The 14,984-nt window shown below is 68.0% G+C and carries 17 protein-coding genes; 3 read left to right on the plus strand and 14 right to left on the minus strand.

What is annotated here, in order from left to right; all coding sequences use genetic code 11:
• Positions 1-42: 42 nt before the first annotated feature.
• The 4 genes from NO878_RS01740 to NO878_RS01755 all read right to left on the minus strand — a co-directional run bounded on the left by NO878_RS01740 (position 43) and on the right by NO878_RS01755 (position 2,354).
• Positions 43-315, minus strand: coding sequence for a DUF7471 family protein (locus NO878_RS01740; protein ID WP_379824180.1), 273 nt, complete (start codon positions 313-315; stop codon positions 43-45).
• Positions 316-448: 133 nt separating this feature from the next.
• Positions 449-826 carry a universal stress protein gene (locus NO878_RS01745; RefSeq protein ID WP_256404242.1) on the minus strand — a complete coding sequence of 126 codons (378 nt, stop codon included), beginning with the start codon at positions 824-826 and terminating at the stop codon, positions 449-451.
• A 318-nt stretch (positions 827-1,144) separates the two neighbouring features.
• Complete coding sequence (locus NO878_RS01750; protein WP_256404243.1) at positions 1,145-1,591, minus strand: Hsp20/alpha crystallin family protein; 447 nt, start codon at positions 1,589-1,591, stop codon at positions 1,145-1,147.
• A gap of 109 nt (positions 1,592-1,700) precedes the next feature.
• Positions 1,701-2,354 carry a potassium channel family protein gene (locus NO878_RS01755; protein ID WP_256404244.1) on the minus strand — a complete coding sequence of 218 codons (654 nt, stop codon included), beginning with the start codon at positions 2,352-2,354 and terminating at the stop codon, positions 1,701-1,703.
• A gap of 175 nt (positions 2,355-2,529) precedes the next feature.
• Between NO878_RS01755 and NO878_RS01760 the strand changes: the two genes are divergently transcribed.
• A complete protein-coding gene (locus tag NO878_RS01760) occupies positions 2,530-2,721 on the plus strand; it encodes a hypothetical protein (protein WP_256404245.1) in 192 nt (63 codons plus the stop codon).
• 165 nt (positions 2,722-2,886) lie between these two features.
• Here NO878_RS01760 and NO878_RS01765 read toward each other — a convergent pair whose 3' ends face one another.
• Positions 2,887-3,267, minus strand: a complete 381-nt coding sequence (locus NO878_RS01765; RefSeq protein ID WP_256404246.1) for a winged helix-turn-helix domain-containing protein — start codon at positions 3,265-3,267, stop codon at positions 2,887-2,889.
• A gap of 157 nt (positions 3,268-3,424) precedes the next feature.
• On the opposite strand from NO878_RS01765, the gene NO878_RS01770 reads away from it, so the two are divergent.
• Positions 3,425-4,081: a helix-turn-helix domain-containing protein gene (locus NO878_RS01770; protein ID WP_256404247.1), complete on the plus strand. Its 657-nt coding sequence runs from the start codon at positions 3,425-3,427 to the stop codon at positions 4,079-4,081.
• Positions 4,082-4,085: 4 nt separating this feature from the next.
• Here the strand turns inward: NO878_RS01770 and NO878_RS01775 are convergent, their stop codons facing one another.
• The 5 genes from NO878_RS01775 to NO878_RS01795 form a co-directional block, all read right to left on the minus strand.
• A complete protein-coding gene (locus tag NO878_RS01775) occupies positions 4,086-4,529 on the minus strand; it encodes a pyridoxamine 5'-phosphate oxidase family protein (RefSeq protein WP_256404248.1) in 444 nt (147 codons plus the stop codon).
• Positions 4,530-4,614: 85 nt separating this feature from the next.
• Positions 4,615-4,785 (minus strand): DUF7560 family zinc ribbon protein, encoded by a 171-nt coding sequence (locus NO878_RS01780; RefSeq protein WP_256404249.1) that lies wholly within the window; start codon positions 4,783-4,785, stop codon positions 4,615-4,617.
• A 91-nt stretch (positions 4,786-4,876) separates the two neighbouring features.
• Positions 4,877-5,704, minus strand: coding sequence for a ZIP family metal transporter (locus tag NO878_RS01785; RefSeq protein ID WP_256404250.1), 828 nt, complete (start codon positions 5,702-5,704; stop codon positions 4,877-4,879).
• A gap of 78 nt (positions 5,705-5,782) precedes the next feature.
• Positions 5,783-7,303: a globin-coupled sensor protein gene (locus NO878_RS01790; RefSeq protein ID WP_256404251.1), complete on the minus strand. Its 1,521-nt coding sequence runs from the start codon at positions 7,301-7,303 to the stop codon at positions 5,783-5,785.
• Positions 7,304-7,377: 74 nt separating this feature from the next.
• Complete coding sequence (locus tag NO878_RS01795) at positions 7,378-8,253, minus strand: universal stress protein (protein WP_256404252.1); 876 nt, start codon at positions 8,251-8,253, stop codon at positions 7,378-7,380.
• Positions 8,254-8,576: 323 nt separating this feature from the next.
• Between NO878_RS01795 and psmA the strand changes: the two genes are divergently transcribed.
• Positions 8,577-9,350, plus strand: a complete 774-nt coding sequence (gene psmA / locus NO878_RS01800; protein WP_256404253.1) for an archaeal proteasome endopeptidase complex subunit alpha — start codon at positions 8,577-8,579, stop codon at positions 9,348-9,350.
• A 60-nt stretch (positions 9,351-9,410) separates the two neighbouring features.
• Here the strand turns inward: psmA and NO878_RS01805 are convergent, their stop codons facing one another.
• From NO878_RS01805 to NO878_RS01820, 4 genes are all read right to left on the minus strand, one after another.
• Positions 9,411-9,761, minus strand: a complete 351-nt coding sequence (locus NO878_RS01805; protein ID WP_256404254.1) for a helix-turn-helix transcriptional regulator — start codon at positions 9,759-9,761, stop codon at positions 9,411-9,413.
• A 57-nt stretch (positions 9,762-9,818) separates the two neighbouring features.
• Entirely contained in the window at positions 9,819-10,601 is a 783-nt protein-coding gene (locus tag NO878_RS01810; protein WP_256404255.1) for an NRDE family protein, read from the minus strand.
• Positions 10,602-10,649: 48 nt separating this feature from the next.
• Entirely contained in the window at positions 10,650-13,094 is a 2,445-nt protein-coding gene (gene folP / locus NO878_RS01815; RefSeq protein WP_256404256.1) for a dihydropteroate synthase, read from the minus strand.
• 64 nt (positions 13,095-13,158) lie between these two features.
• Complete coding sequence (locus tag NO878_RS01820) at positions 13,159-14,973, minus strand: flippase activity-associated protein Agl23 (RefSeq protein ID WP_256404257.1); 1,815 nt, start codon at positions 14,971-14,973, stop codon at positions 13,159-13,161.
• Positions 14,974-14,984 lie beyond the last annotated feature (11 nt).

Consider the following 14,984-nt stretch of genomic DNA (forward strand, 5'->3'; position numbering starts at 1 on the left):
TCAGGCGTCTAAGCTCTCTTGGTGTACCCGTCGAAACGCCGCTCACGACCCCGTGGCGCCGGTGACGAGGTAGGCGGCAGCGAGGATCAACACGGCGATGGCGAGGTCGGTCGTGTGTTCGACCAGGTGATGAACGACCATGGGAACGCGTCCGAGGACCGTTCCGATGCCGACGACCGACCGAACGACGAGGAGGCCGATGGCCACCGTCAGGACCGTGTACGGCCGCGAGCGTCGGCGTCGAGCCGCGATCAGCGCGACACCAAACAGCGCGAGCGTCCCGAGCGTCGTGAGGACGAGAACGCCGAGCAACACCGCTGCCTCGCCCGCCCCCAGCCAGTTTCCGGTTGGAAGCACGGTTTCGACACCCTCACGCGCCACGGACCAATAGGTTGGGGAGTCGCGCACAGCCCACGCCGCGGCCGTCAAAAGATGCGCCGGAACCGCATTACTCCTCGTCGGCCACGAACACGACGGTAGAGTCGGCGTTCAGCAACACGAGTTGGGAGACACTCCCCATCAGCGCCTTGCCAATCGGCGTCTGCTTCTGTGGCCCGAGAACGACGTAGCTAGCGTCGAGTTCCTCCGCTTCGTGGAGGATGCGCGGCGCGGGTTCGCCGAGCGCCCCCATAGCCCTGACGTTCTCGGGGTCGTCGAGCGTCAGTCGGATCGCGTTCTCCGCGATCTCCTCGGCTGTCGAGAGTTCCTCCGTCTCCGGTTGGGCGTTGAGGACCACAAGCTCCTCGCCGAACGCCTGCGCGAGTTCGTAGCCACGCTGTACCACTCGGCTTTCTTCGGCATCGTCGACTGCAGCTAGGATCGACATGGCACTACTCTGTCCTATCGGGATTTAAATAAATGTTGGTGATGATTGTCAGCTGAACGGGAAGATAACACACGCTATGCGTGTTCGCGCCGTAGCGCCGCGCCAAGGGTAGTGCTGGGCGTTAGGAAACCCATCAGATGTGATATGAGACACCGGTCGTCACGGCGCTGGTCCGACGGACACGACGGACGCGCTACCCGTCAGTCCCGCCACGTGTCTCGGTGACGACTCGCTCCACCCGGCGCGTCGCCCGACAGACCGTACGGGTCGCCGACAGGGTCGGCACGAACGGCTGTTTTCGTCTCTCGGCTGGTCCCGTCAGTTCACGTCGATCTGTGTCCCGCGCGAATCCGGTTCCGTCTTGGGCATCCGGACCGTCAGGACGCCGTTGTTGTAGGCGGCCGTGATGTCGTTCTCGTCGACCGCGGACGGAAGGTCGATGGCCCGAGAGACCGACGTCCGCCGGCGTTCCCGTCGGACGTACTCTCCGCGCTCCTCCTCGGTTTCCTCGTCGCGTTCGGCGTCGACCCGGAGCGTCCGGTCGACCACCCGGACGTCGATATCCTCGGTCTCGAACCCCGGAAGGTCGCCGGTCAACACGAGTTCCTCACCCGTGTCTTCGAGGTCGACGCGCATCTCGGCACCGGTCGCCGGCAGGCCGGCGTCGAGGTCCGCCGGGTCCCACGTCCGCGCCGCGCTCTCGAAGTTTTCCTGCATTCGGTCGAACAGTTCTTCGAGTTCGTCGAACGGGTTGCGTCGGCTCATATCTGATACTGACGGTACGCTAACTAAAATTCTACACGGTCGTTACCGGGAGACGAGAACCAGGGCGTGACCGATCCCTGGTGTCGGCTCGTCCCCGACGAGCGACGACTCACCCGCGAAAGAGTGCCAGCACCTCGTCGATCACGTCAGATTCGACGGCGACGACGTAGCGGCTCCCGGCTTCGAGTTCTGTGTCCGCGCGGGCGATCCGCGTCCAGTCGCGGTCCGAGACGACCAGGCTCCCCCGCGGAAGGCTGATCTCGTCGAGGGTGTGGCCGACAACCGGCGCTCCGGGAGCTACTTCCACCTCCAACACGTCGAGGTCGTGGCGCTCGCCCGCCAGGGTCCGCACTGCGTCCCCGGAGAGGATATCCGCGGCCGTGGCGGCGCTCAACTCGTGGGGGAGCAGCGTCGCGTCCGCGATTTCGTCGTACTCGTCTTCGGTCCCCGTGTCGGTGCGGGCGAGCGTCCTGATCTCCGGGGCCATTCGCTTGGCCTCCAGACAGATCGCTAGGTTGGTCCCCGGTTCGTCGGTCAGGGCCGCCACGGCGTCCGCCCGCCCGAGGTCGGCCTGTTCGAGGATCGACGGCGCAGTCGCGTCGCCCTCGAGCACCATCGCAACGTGCTCTGCGGCGGCCTCGTCGGACCGGGTCCGTTCCTTCTCGATCAGTATGATCTCGTGATCACGGTCGGCCAGTTCCCTGGCCGTCCTGAGCCCTACCCGTCCGCCGCCCGCGATGACGATGCGTTTGGTGTGTGTCATGGGTTCGAACCTCCGGAACGGGGTCCGGCGGCGGCCCGCTCGCGTGTACGTGTCGACGGGGTGGACGTTTCAACTGTCGTCCAGTTCCCAGCCCCCTGGAATCGACGCGTCGGCGCGCCCCATTTGTCTAAAACGACCGACAACAATTAGTAGCACCGACTGCGTCGGTCCGAGTATGTTACTCAGGGTACTCCTACTCGGCCTCGGCCTCTTGGAGGCGTTCCGACCACGGCGTGTCGTCGATTTCTGGGTGAACCTGGCGACCGACGGCGACGCGACGCCCCGTCGGTGGGTTTACACGGTCGCCCGAGTCGAAGGGGTACTCCTCGTGCTGTGGGCGGTGCGTCGGGGACGAGGGTCAGACTGACCGCTCACGCGCTCGGCTCCCCCTTGGGCCGGGCGTCTCGGGGGCGAGCCACCCGACGACACAGGTGGCCCCGGACACGTCCGAGCGAACGACCACGGCACCGGCGGAACCCTCATCAGACGGTGGTTCGCCGTCGATTGGGACGCGTTCTTCGTGGCCTGTGGATTAGCGACGCGTCGCCGTCCCAGCGGGGTCCCGGTTCGAGACGGTGAGGACGAACCCGTCCTCGCCGTCGACGTCGATGTCGACACTCTCGACGCGACGCACGTACTCGCTCGCGTGTTTGCCGTCGGGGCAGAGCCGGGTTCGTTCGTCGAGGAGGCCGACCTCGGTGAGCGTATCGAGTTTCCGGTACGTCGTCGAGAGCGGGAGATCGCAGGCTTCAGAGAGTTCGCGGGCCGACAGCGGCGCGTCACTCGTCGCGTCGAGAACCGTCCGACAGTCAGGGTCGTGGAGCGCATCGAGTAGCGCTTGGACTTCCTCCGCGTCGCGGACGGTCGATTTCTCGGGCGCTTCCTTCCGGCGAGCGGTGGTTGCGATTGCCATCGTCGATCACATTCACGTATCGGTTGTTCCCGGACCAGTTTTCACCCACGATATCGTGGTGCTTTATAAGCGGACCAACGCTGTTGGTGTGCGTATTTATGCGTGAGTCGCTCGCAGAGGGGCACACTTACGAGGCTCGACCGCGAAGCGCCGCTCTATGGGTTCCGGCATTCGGGCAGAACTGAAAGTCGACGCCGACGGCTCCTGTCCCGTCACGAACGCCGCCACGGAGGCAGGCGTTCCCACGTTCTCGGTTTCGAAGGGAGTCGGCCCCGAGGCGTCGAGTCGCGTCACCGAGGAGTTCATGCTCGAAGACGCGGACGACGGGACGACGCCCGACACCGAGACGCCGGTCGAGTCGGTATTTACCTACGGGTCGAAGACGGTGTATCGGTTCAGTCGCTCCCGCGGACGGGGGTGTCCCTGCGAACGCGTCGAGGCGTTCGACTGCCCCGTCGTCGACGTCCACACCCGAGACGGCTGGCTCTATCTGGTCTTTCACGCCGCGGACATGGACGAACTCCGTGGGGTCATCACGACACTTCGGGAGGAGTATCCCGCCGTCGACATCCGTCGACTCCTTCGCTCCCGGGGCGATCCGTCCGATCACGACCTGGTGTTCGTCGACCGCGGGCGCCTCACCGACCGACAGCGGGAGGTGCTCGAACGCGCTCACGAGATGGGCTACTTCGAACGCCCGAAGGGAGCGAACGCGGGCGAGGTGGCCGCGGCGCTCGACATCTCCCGCTCGACGTTCAGTGAACACTTGGGCGCCGCCCAGTCGAAGCTACTCGACGCGATTCTCGAGCGGTGACACGTCAGTCGACTTCGATCCGGCGGCCGCTCAACTCCTCCGGGTCGAGTTCGTAGAGGTCGATGGTCAGCTCTGCCTTGGGTTCGCCCCACATCTCGAACAGCGGCCGCTTGGCCGTCCCGTAGCGCTTGACGTGGTCGGCCGTGAGTTCCGATTTCGGGAGTCGTTCGAGCCGACCGTCCGCGATGACGCTGCAGTAGGCCGCCTCCGTTTCCTCGTAGACGACGAACCGGACCAGCGGGGCGTCGGTGAGAAACCGACGCTTCTGGCTCCCGGGTGTCGATACCAGTCGCATACAGAACTGTCGCGTCCCGGCGTCGTACCCGTACGAGATCGGCACCGCGTAGGGTTCGTCCCCGCGGGCCAGCGAGAGGACGCCCGTCTCGTGGCGTCCCAGGAGGGCGTCGGTTTCGGCCCCCGTCATGACGGTCTGTTGCTCTACGGTCATCGGTGGCGTCTGTCGGACGAACGGTGGGTGGCGATTTATACCTGTGCAACTCCGCCGACAGCGCGAACGAGGGCGGCAACGCCGCTCAGCACTCGGTGTCGCCGTTCGGTTCGGGGGCCGAGAAGGCACTCTGGGGGACGGGCGTGCCACAGACCACGCAGCCGTGGTTCAACAGTGCCTCCCGCATCGGGGCGTTCACGGCCATGGATTCGCCACAGGTTGGGCAGTGGAACGTCAACTGCGTTCCCCCGGTCATCGTTCGATTGATAGAACGGCCGGTGGTATATGATACCCCCACTATTCCAGTGCCGTGAGAACACCACCCGTCCGGGGTGAACGGGCCGCGGTCACGCCAGCGCGATGTCGAGATAGAGCATCACGATCACGCCCGCGAGCGTCCCGAGGGTCGCGATCCGTTCGTTCCCCCGCGTGTGTGTCTCGGGGACGATTTCGTCACTGATGACGAACAGCATCGCGCCGGCGGCAAAGCCCATCGCGTACGGCAGCAGCGCCGATACCACGCCGACGGCGTACGCCCCGAGGACGGCCAGCGGGATCTCGACCACGCCGGAGCGGAGTCCCGCGAAGACGGCGTAGGTCCGTCGGTCGAGCCCTGCGTTGATCGCCGCGACCGAGACGGCCAACCCCTCGGGGACGTTCTGGATGCCGATAGCGAGCATCAGCGGGATGGCCGTCGCGAGGTCGCCGCTCCCGAATCCGACGCCGACCGCGAGTCCCTCCGGCATATTGTGGAGGGTGATCGCGAGGACGAACAACACCACCCCGGCGAAGCGCTCGTCGTCGATGGGTAGTTCGTGGTCCGAACTCGCGGCGTCGGCCCGCCGTTTCCCCGACACGAGATAGTGGGCGTGCGGGACCAACGCGTCCGACCGGTCGAGAAGGAGCGCTCCCAGAGCGACCCCCACCAACACCGGGATCGGGTTGCCGTTCGCGTACTCCTCGATTCCCGGGATGATGAGGCTCGTGAAACTGGCCGCGAGCATCACCCCGGCCGCGAAGCCGAGCGCGCCGTCGAGGCTCCGTTCTGAGGGATTTCGCCAGACGAGCACCAGCGACGCCCCGAACAGGTTGAACGCGGCGATGACGACGCCGCCGACGATTCCGTGGATCAGCGGATCGGTGCCGAACAGCCGCGTGAACGTTTCGATCACCATCGCCCTGTGCCGGTGGTCACACGCCCGGCTACTCTCCGGGGGGTATTGAACGTACTCCCGGACGGGCGGCCAGTCCGGTCAGTCCGATCCCAGACGGCGAACCGCCTCGTCGACCGCTCGGATCCGATCGGTCTGTCGCTCGTTGACCGTCGCGACGCGTTCGACCTCCGCGGCCACCTGGTCGGCCTGGTCGACGAGTTCGTCGATCATGCCCGAGACCTCCTCGGTCGAGGCAGCCTGGTCGTCGGTCGCGGTCGACACCTCGCGGATGCCCTGCGAGGCGTCGGCGACGGCGTCGACGATTTCCTCCAGTTTCGTCATGGCTGCCTCGACCCCCTCGACGCCGCGTTCGACCTCCGCGGCCGTCGCTTCCAGATTCTCGACTGCCGCCGCAGTCTCCGATTTGATATCGTCGACCATCCCCTCGATCTCACCGGCGTGTTGCTGTGACTCCTCGGCGAGTCCTTTCACCTCGTCGGCGACGACAGCGAAGCCCTCACCGGCCTCGCCGGCCCGTGCCGCCTCGATAGCGGCGTTGAGCGCCAACAGATTCGTCTGGTCCGCGATGTCGTTGATGACTTCGACGATCTCGTCGATCTCGTCGACCCGCTCCTCCAGGTCGTCTACGTCCGCCGTCACCGCGTGTGCCGACTCGCTCACCCGCTGCATCACCTCGATAGACTCGGTCGCTTCCTCCCGCCCCTCGGCGGCGAGGTTCTCCGCGCGCTCGCTGGTCGCCGCTACCTCGTCCGCCGTGGCGGCAATCTCCTCGACGGTCGCGCTCATACTCGACACCTCGCCCGACACCTCACCCATGGTGTCGGCCTGTTCGTCCGCCAGTTCGCTGATCGACCCCGCGCTCGCGGCGACGTCCTCCGCCGAGTCGCGAAGCGTCGCGACCGGCTCCGCGAGGTCGTGTTCGACCTCGTGCATCAGCCGCTCGTGGTCCTCGATGGTCGCCTCCAGTCTCTGGTTGTACGAGTGGATGTACGTATCGGCGACGACCTGCATGTCGAGATTGAGAACGCGGAGGACGGCCAGAATCTCCGCGAGGCCCTCGTCCAGTTCCGTGCGGACGGCGCGTTCGACCGCGTCGCCGTCGGCTTCCGTCTCCGCTGTCAGGCGGTCGACGAGGCGGTCACCCGTTCGCTCGATCAAACGCGGCAAGAGGAGGTCGTAGTAGACCCCGTACTGGCCGAGATACTGTTTCATCGGCATCTCGAGGAGGTCGTGGAGCTTACCGATCCGCGCCCGGTTGCGGACGTAGTCTGTCCCGTACTCCCCGTCGGCGAGCGAGACGAGATACGCGGACTGTGTCCGCTTCAGTTGCTCCACGCTCTTCTCGGAGCGGTCGATCACCGACCGCGTCTGCTCGTACGCCGTCAGGTTGTCGTAGAAATCGTCCGCAATCTGGTCGGCTTGCCCGCGGAACAGCCCTTCGAGACCCTCCAGACGCCGGGCGTCCGCGTCGTCGAAGCCGATGAACTCCTTTCGCCAAGCGATTTCGTCTGCGTCCAGTCCACACTCCTCCATGAGGGCGTCCGGCGAGACCTGGTCGTTCAGGCTGCCGTGACCGAAGGCCGACTCGATATTTTGCATTGCTCCACCCTGGATGGCTCCGAGCGATAAAGCTGTCCGGCGATTCTAACCGATGATAATCAGGGCCGTCGGCGCTACGGCGTCGCTGTGCCCCGAACTGTCAGGACTGGCACCGGCGCGGTCCGCACGAGTTTCTCGGTGACACTCCCCAGCACGTACCGGTCGAATCCGGTCCGCCCGTGCGTGCCGACGACCACGAGGTCGATGTCGTTGTCGTCGACGTACGACCGGACGACGCGGGCGACAGACGTACCGAGTTCGATAGCCGTCGCGGCCGGCGTGACGCCTGCCTCGCTCGCCGTCTCTGTGGCCCCGTCGATGACGTCCGCCGCGCTCTCCTCCAGCGACTCGACTGCGATGTCGGCCCGGACGTCGATACCCAGGCTCGCCACGTCGACGACCGAGAGGAGGTGGAGTCCCGCGTCCGCGGCTACACTCAGGTTGACCGCCAAGTCGAGGGCCGCCCCCGCGGGGTCACTCCCGTCGGTGGGAACCAGGACGTTCCGGTAGGGGTGGCGGACGCCGTCGCCGTCCGGGTGGAGCGTGAGCACGGGGACGTCGGAGCGACGGACCACCCGTTCGGTCGTGCTCCCGAGGAGGAACCGTTCCAGCCCCTGTCGCCCGTGTGTGGGCATGACGACGACGTCGGCGTCGTTGACGGCGGCGTAGTCGACGATGGTGCTGTACGGTTCGCCCTGCAACACCTCCGTGACGGTGGCGACGTTCCGGTCGCTCGCGCGCGCTGCCATCTCCTGAACGATCCGGGCACCCTCGCGTTCGAGCGCATCGATCACCTGTCCACGGATCTGCGTGACGCTGTCGCGGGTGGTGTCCGCCACGGTGAGAATATACACCGTCGCGTCGTGAGCCTCGGCCAGGTCGAGTACGTGCTCGAAGGCGGCGTCTGCGCCGTCGCTGCCGTCCGTCGGAAACAGTATCGTGTCGAACATGCGACACCAGACGCAGGCCAGCGGTAAAAGCGAGGCGGCGAGTCTCACGAGGTCGGCGTGTGGCGCGCTCGGACCCTGAACGAGCCGTATCGGCGGGGTCACCCGTGTGAAAAGGCGGTCGGTCGGCTCCGTCGCCGTCCCGGATTCGCTCGGCTGGACGCCCCAAGTAAGAAAGGTATTTAGGACGCCGGGCCGGAGAGGCGACGCGAGAGACGCGTCGTGTTCGCGAGCGACCGCCGGTGGGGCGCCGTCCACAGAGGGCGGGACCGGACCGGTGGGCGCTGCGGGTGCGACCGAACTCGATTTCGAGTCAACGTGATACAATGCAGGGACAAGCCCAACAGCAGGCCTACGACCGCGGGATAACGATCTTCTCGCCCGATGGCCGCCTCTATCAGGTCGAGTACGCCCGAGAGGCCGTCAAGCGAGGGACAGCGAGTATCGGCATCCGAACCGAAGACGGCGTGGTACTGGCGGCGGACAAGCGCTCCCGGTCGCCACTGATGGAGCCGACGAGCGTCGAGAAGATCCACAAGGCGGACGACCACGCGGGCATCGCGTCGGCCGGCCACGTGGCCGACGCGCGCCAGCTCATCGACTTCGCCCGCCGGCAGGCACAGGTCAACCACCTCCGGTACAGTGAGCCGATCGGCATCGAGGCGCTCACGAAGGAGGTTACCGACCACATCCAGCAGTACACGCAGGTCGGCGGTGCCCGTCCGTTCGGCGTTGCCCTCCTCATCGGCGGCATCGAGGACGGCGAGCCGCGCCTCTACGAGACCGACCCCTCGGGGACGCCCTACGAGTGGAAGGCGGTCTCTATCGGCGCGAACCGCGGCGATCTGCAGGAGTACCTCGAGGACAACTACGAGGACGGTCACGACCTCCACGGTGGGATCGCCCTCGCGCTCCGAGCGCTCGCGACCAGCAACGACGGGAGCCTCGAACCCGCCGGCGTCGACCTAGCGACGATCAGTCTCGACACCGAGACGTTCGACGAACTCGACAACGACGAGATCGAAGGCCATCTCGACGACCTCGATCTGCTGCCCGACGAGGGTGACGACGAGGACGCCGACGGCGCCGACGAGGAGTAGACCCACCGTTCCGGTTCGGCACTCGGCGCGCTCGACGTTTCTTTTGCCGCCGAGAGTGACTTAGTACTCTTCGTACGCCAGGTTCATCAGCCACTGTGAGAAGGCGTCGCTCCGGGGGTCGACCTCCTCCTCGCCGATGAACGGCGAGAGCATGTCGCCGGCCATCAGCAGAGAGAAATCCAGATCACGGGCCGTCGGCATCAGGAAGTACGTATTGTGTCCCTGATAGACGGTCTCCTCGCGCCGAACGAGTCCGGCTTCGACCAGCGACTCGGCGATGCGACTCCCCTTCCGCGAGGAGATATCGAGTTCCTTCCACAGTTCGCTCTGGTGGATGCCACGCGTCTCGAGGATGAGATCGAACGCCGCCCGCTCCGCCTCCGACAGGTCGGCTTCCTCGACGGCGCTCATCGGCGTACCTCCAGGTCGACGATCCGATGCATACACCCACAAACCGTTGCGGCGGGTTTAAACTTGACTTTCGTTCGCCCCCACGCGCCGATACGGCGTTTCGCAGGGCGGCCCGTCGGCGAACCGGTAGGTGCCGCCGTCGGCGTCGAGACGGAGCAACGAGGACGAGCGGGTGCCGTAGCCGTCCCCGTGGACGCAGACGCCGAACTCGTGATCACCGAGGACCGTCCCCGCCCGGTCGAGCCACGAGTCGGCCGTCTCGCCCGGTTCGGGGGTCAGCGCCGCCCGCACGGCCCGGGCGGCTGCGGCCTGTTCGGCGGTGCGGTCCGAATCGTCGACGGTGTCGGGATCAGGGGCGCGGAAGGCGTCGATGACGGCGCCGCCGCCGCCCAGCGCTGCCCCGCTGTTGACGACGACGTGGACGCCCGGGTCGAGTCGGTGGGTTCGGAGTCGGCCGTCCCACTCGAAGAGGAAGGCGGCGGTCCGGTCGGCGACGACGAGGTTGAACCCGTCGTACCCGTGTTCTTCGACCGCCCGCTCGACCAAGGTCACGGCCGAGCGGGCGTCGGGTTCCCGGAGCACCTCGTCGACGAGCAGCCCCCGCGAGCGCTCCGCGGCGGGGTCCGTCATCGGGCGGTTCGTGACGCCGACGAAGAGGCCGGCGTCGTTGTACCCGATCCAGGTACCGCCGGCCTCGGCGTCCCGCGGTGCGGTCACGGCCGGGTCAGCGCCGGTCCGCGCCGGCGGCTCCGCGGGCCGGTCACGCCGCTCGTCCCGGTTGGCGGCGACAAGCACCGGTGCGTCGGGGAACGTTCCCCAGGCGAGTGTCAGAGTACACACGCGTCGGGATAGCCGGCCCGACAACTTATACCGACTGCTCGTGCGCGCTCACTCTCGCCACGCCGCGGGCACGTTCGCGGCGTCTGCCGCCGCGACGGCGGTTCGCACCGCCGCCACGTTCTCCGCGACGTCGTGAACGCGGACGATGTCGGCGCCGCGGTCGACCGCCAGCGCCGTCGTCGCGACGGTTGCGGGCAGGCGCTCGCCCGCCGCCTGACCCACGTGGCCGAACATGGACTTATGCGAGTGCCCGAGGAGAATCGGACAGCCGAGCGCTTGGAACTCCGACAGGCGGTCGAGAAGTTCGAAGTTCTCGACGTCGGACTTCCCGAAGCCGAGGCCGGGGTCGACGATCACCTGCTCGCGGTCGAGGCCCGCCCGCTCGGCGAGCGCCACCCGCTCGGCGAGTTCGTCGATCACGTCCGACACCACGTCGTCGTAGGCGACGCTTCGGTCCGGCACGACCGGCGCGTCGATGCTGTGCATCACGACGACCGGCACGTCGTGGTCGGCGGCGACAAAGCGCATCTCGGGGTCGGCCAGCCCCGTCACATCGTTGAGGATATCAGCCCCCGCCTCTAGGGCCGCCCGCCCGACCGCCGCCTTGCGGGTGTCGATGGATACCAGCGCGTCGAGATCGGCGAGCGCCTCGATCACCGGCCGGACACGCTCGATTTCGGCCTCGACGGGGACCGGATCGGCGCCCGGACGCGTGCTCTCGCCGCCCACGTCGACCACGTCGGCTCCCGCCTCGACCATCGCCTCGGCACGCTCGACGGCCGTCGTCGGATCGAAGTACTCCCCGCCGTCGTGGAAGCTATCGGGAGTCACGTTTAGAATCCCCATCACCGCGGGGCGGTCCTCCCAGGGGTAGCCGCGTTCGGGCGTGTCCGCGCCGAGGCCGATCCGGTCGCGCAGGCTGTCGGCGACGCCTGCGACCGACCCGTCGAGCGCGTCGGCGAGCGCCCGGAGGTCGGCGCGCGTGCCGGCGATCACCGCCTCCCGAAGTTCACGACCCGTGCGGTACTCCGCGGTGACGGCCGTCGCCCCCGTCCGGCCCGCGGCGCGCTCGACCGCCCGCGCTTCCCGTCTGTCGAGGCGGACGGTCACGACGCGGTGGACGCCTTCCTCGGCCGCATCATCGGGCGCGTCGGCGTTCGAGCGGTCGAACACCGCGTTCGCGTCCGCGACGGTGTCGACTCGGCGGCCGACCGCCAGCCGCGACCAGGTGCGGCGGGCCTCGGCGACGGCGAAGAGCGACCCGACGACGAGGACGCAGTCGTCGGGACCGGCCGCCGTCCGAGCGTCGTCGAGTGCGGCCGACACCGTCGCCGCCGTCGTCACGTTGTCCGCCCCGGTGGCGCGGAAGGCGGCCGCCAGCACCGCCGGATCGGCCGCACGGACGTGTTCCGGGGCACAGGCCTGCACGGACGCGGCGGCCGGGAGTTCGGCCGCCATCTCGCGGTGGTCCTTGTCGTGCATCGCACCCACGACGAGATGCAGGTCGTCGTAGTCGTACTCGCCGAGGGTGGTCGCGGCCGCCCGGCACGCGCCGGGGTTGTGAGCGCCGTCGAGAACGACCAGCGGTTCGCGTTCGACCACCTCGAACCGGCCGGGCCAGTACGCACCCCGGAGGCCACGCGCGACGACGGGATCGGTAACGCGGTCACCGCCGACCTGTCGGGCGAGCACCGCGGCGACGCCCGCATTGCGCGCCTGGTACGACCCGGGCATGGGGATCCGCGTCTCGACGTCTACCGCCGGGCCGCTGATTCCGACGCCCGCCTCCGTGTGGTTGACGAGGCCGTCGTAGCTGACGGTCACGTCCGGCGACTCGTCGGCGAAGCCGACGGTCAGGGCGTCCGCGGCGTGGCGGCGGACGGCCGCCCGCGCCTCGCCGCTCGCGCCCGTCACCAGCGGGGCGGTTTCGGCCTCGACGGCGACTTTCTCGGCCGCGATATCGTTGAGTGTCTCACCGAGGATGCCGGTGTGTTCCAGGCCCACCGCCGTCACCGCGGCGGCGACGGGGTCGACGACGCTCGTCGCGTCGAGACGACCGCCCATCCCGACTTCCAACACCGCCACGTCGATGTCCGACCGGCCGAAGTGCCAGAGCGCCATCGCGGTCAGTGTTTCGAAGGACGTGAGCGGGTCCCCCTCGACCGCCCGCTCGACGAGGAACGGGCGGACCCGCTCGACGAACTCGACGACCGCCGATTCGGGGATTCGGCGTCCTCCGACCCTGATCCGTTCGCGCACGTCGTCGAAGTGTGGCGAGGTGTACAGCCCGACCCGGTAGCCCGCCGCATCGAGAATCGACTCGGTCATGCGGGCCGTGCTCCCCTTGCCGTTCGAGCCGGCAATCTGGACGAACTCGACACCCTCGTGGGGGTCGTCGAGGTGCGCCAGCAGGTCACGGATCGACTCCGTGCCCGGATCGAGCGCGAACCGGCGGAGGTCCGACAGAAAGTCCGCCGCGGCGTGATAATCCATATCGGAGGAGTCCGCATCGGGAGGGTTTTAGTCCCACGGTCGTGGCCGAGTTTTCCGGCGCGAGTTACGCGTATCCCTGCTCGCGCGCCCGTTCGAGAGTGTCGTCCTCGACGAACACGACGATTTCGTCGTTCCACAGCCGGAAGTCGTGGCGGTGACGCGAATAGCCCGTGAGCTGTCGGCCGATATCGTCCTCGTCCCAGCTAGCCGCGATGACCACGGGCGGCGGGTCCGATCCGAGCGTCTTGTCGTCCGGGGGCGTGCTCGTCACCTCGGCGCCGTAGCGTTCGAGATACCAGGGCAGCGGCAGGCGCGTGTGCCAAGACGGGCCACCGGGGCGTGGCTGGGCGAGCGACCTTTCGTCCGCCACGTGAAAGCGCACGTCGCTCGGGTTGCCGGGGGCGTGCGTACCGACGAACAGCACGTCTGTGCCGTCGGTGACGCGGGCGACCCCGTGGACCAGCGCCAGCGTCTCCTTGAGGTCGTTTTCGGGCTGTGCCCACTGGATGACCGCGCCCGCCTCGTCGTCGTCGGTACTGTTCGTGTACGTCGCGTTGGCGGCGACGACACCGGCGACGGCCCCACAGAGCAAGAGCGCCGCAAGCGCCACTGACGGCGTCCACGCGGCTCGGAGCGCCCGAACCGTGTCGTTCCCGCTCGCGTCCTCGTCGGCGCCACGCGACCGATTGACCGCCGTCCGGACCCGTCGAGCGAGGGTGGCGACGCCCACCGCCGCGGGCACCGTCAGCGGGATCACGGCGTGGGCGGCGGCCCACGGCGCCCGGATGTCGGTCGCGACGGGGTAACCGAGAACACTCACCGCGCCCCAGTAGGCCGCGAAGGCGACGAGCGCCCGCGATCCGGGCGTGTCGCCGCCGACGGCGCCGTAGCCGTCGGCGACGAACCCGACGACGGCGAACACGAGGACGAAGGGCGCACCGAACAGCAGGGTTTCGAGGTAATCGTAGAGGAACGGCAGGTAGTCGTGGTTCTGGTGGCTCCCGGAGACCCAGAGGTCGATAAAGGACTCCCACGACCCGACGGTTGCGCTCTCGACGACGCCGGGGAGGCGACTAGGTGCGGCGAACGCCTGCCACAGAGCCGGCCGAGGGGCATAGAAGAAGGCGACGACAGCGAAAAAGACGACGACGGCGGCGACGAGGTGGACGACCGCGAGGCCGAGGCCGCGACGGCCGGACCCACCCCAAGACGCCAGTCGGTAGGCGGCGGCCGTTCGCCACTCCGAGCGGACGACGTCGACGACCCACGCCCCGCCGCGGGCGCGCCGGTACAGGCGGTGATCGACCAGGAGGGCACCGGCGCCCAGAAAGCACAGGAGGTAGACGACGGCGTTCTCCTTGGTCGTGAACGCGAGGCCGAGGAGGGCGGCGGCGGGATAGAGGAGGCGGGCGTCGCCACGGTCGAGCGCGCGGACGAAGCAGGCGAGCGCCGCGAAGGCGAAGGCGCCGACGAGGACGTCGTTGCGCATGAACCGGGAGTAGTAGACCAACAGCGGGTTGGCCGCGAGGACGAGTGCGAGTGCGATCACTTCGGCGTCGCGCAGTCGGTCGCGGAGGAGCCACGCCGAGAGGGGGAGAAGCCCGCCGACGACGGCGACGATCAGGCGGGCGCTGAAGTCGGTGGCGCCGAGGCCGGGAATCGAGAACACCCAGTTGTTGACGACGAAGAGAAACGGGCCGTGGACGATGGGGCGGTAGGCAAACTCCCCGGTCTCGTGATAGCGGAGGATCCAGTAGCCGACGCGACCCTCGTCCCAGTGGAAGATCCGGGCGCCGAGGGCGACGAACCTGGCGGCGAGCGCGAGAGCGGTGATGGTGAGCACCGCCCGGAGGGCACGGCGGCGACCGTCGAACGGCATCGCTAACCCCT

Origin of the sequence: Haloplanus ruber (genome assembly GCF_024494725.1) — an archaeon.
Lineage (GTDB): Archaea > Halobacteriota > Halobacteria > Halobacteriales > Haloferacaceae > Haloplanus > Haloplanus ruber.

Excerpts from the sequence above, each read along its gene's own strand:
- NO878_RS01745 (WP_256404242.1), bottom strand. The coding sequence starts at position 826 with ATGTCGATCCTAGCTGCAGTCGACGATGCCGAAGAAAGCCGAGTGGTA.
- NO878_RS01750 (WP_256404243.1), bottom strand. The coding sequence starts at position 1,591 with ATGAGCCGACGCAACCCGTTCGACGAACTCGAAGAACTGTTCGACCGA.
- NO878_RS01755 (WP_256404244.1), bottom strand. The coding sequence starts at position 2,354 with ATGACACACACCAAACGCATCGTCATCGCGGGCGGCGGACGGGTAGGG.
- NO878_RS01760 (WP_256404245.1), top strand. The coding sequence starts at position 2,530 with ATGTTACTCAGGGTACTCCTACTCGGCCTCGGCCTCTTGGAGGCGTTC.
- NO878_RS01765 (WP_256404246.1), bottom strand. The coding sequence starts at position 3,267 with ATGGCAATCGCAACCACCGCTCGCCGGAAGGAAGCGCCCGAGAAATCG.
- NO878_RS01770 (WP_256404247.1), top strand. The coding sequence starts at position 3,425 with ATGGGTTCCGGCATTCGGGCAGAACTGAAAGTCGACGCCGACGGCTCC.
- NO878_RS01775 (WP_256404248.1), bottom strand. The coding sequence starts at position 4,529 with ATGACCGTAGAGCAACAGACCGTCATGACGGGGGCCGAAACCGACGCC.
- NO878_RS01780 (WP_256404249.1), bottom strand. The coding sequence starts at position 4,785 with ATGACCGGGGGAACGCAGTTGACGTTCCACTGCCCAACCTGTGGCGAA.
- NO878_RS01785 (WP_256404250.1), bottom strand. The coding sequence starts at position 5,704 with ATGGTGATCGAAACGTTCACGCGGCTGTTCGGCACCGATCCGCTGATC.
- NO878_RS01790 (WP_256404251.1), bottom strand. The coding sequence starts at position 7,303 with ATGCAAAATATCGAGTCGGCCTTCGGTCACGGCAGCCTGAACGACCAG.
- NO878_RS01795 (WP_256404252.1), bottom strand. The coding sequence starts at position 8,253 with ATGTTCGACACGATACTGTTTCCGACGGACGGCAGCGACGGCGCAGAC.
- psmA (WP_256404253.1), top strand. The coding sequence starts at position 8,577 with ATGCAGGGACAAGCCCAACAGCAGGCCTACGACCGCGGGATAACGATC.
- NO878_RS01805 (WP_256404254.1), bottom strand. The coding sequence starts at position 9,761 with ATGAGCGCCGTCGAGGAAGCCGACCTGTCGGAGGCGGAGCGGGCGGCG.
- folP (WP_256404256.1), bottom strand. The coding sequence starts at position 13,094 with ATGGATTATCACGCCGCGGCGGACTTTCTGTCGGACCTCCGCCGGTTC.
- NO878_RS01820 (WP_256404257.1), bottom strand. The coding sequence starts at position 14,973 with ATGCCGTTCGACGGTCGCCGCCGTGCCCTCCGGGCGGTGCTCACCATC.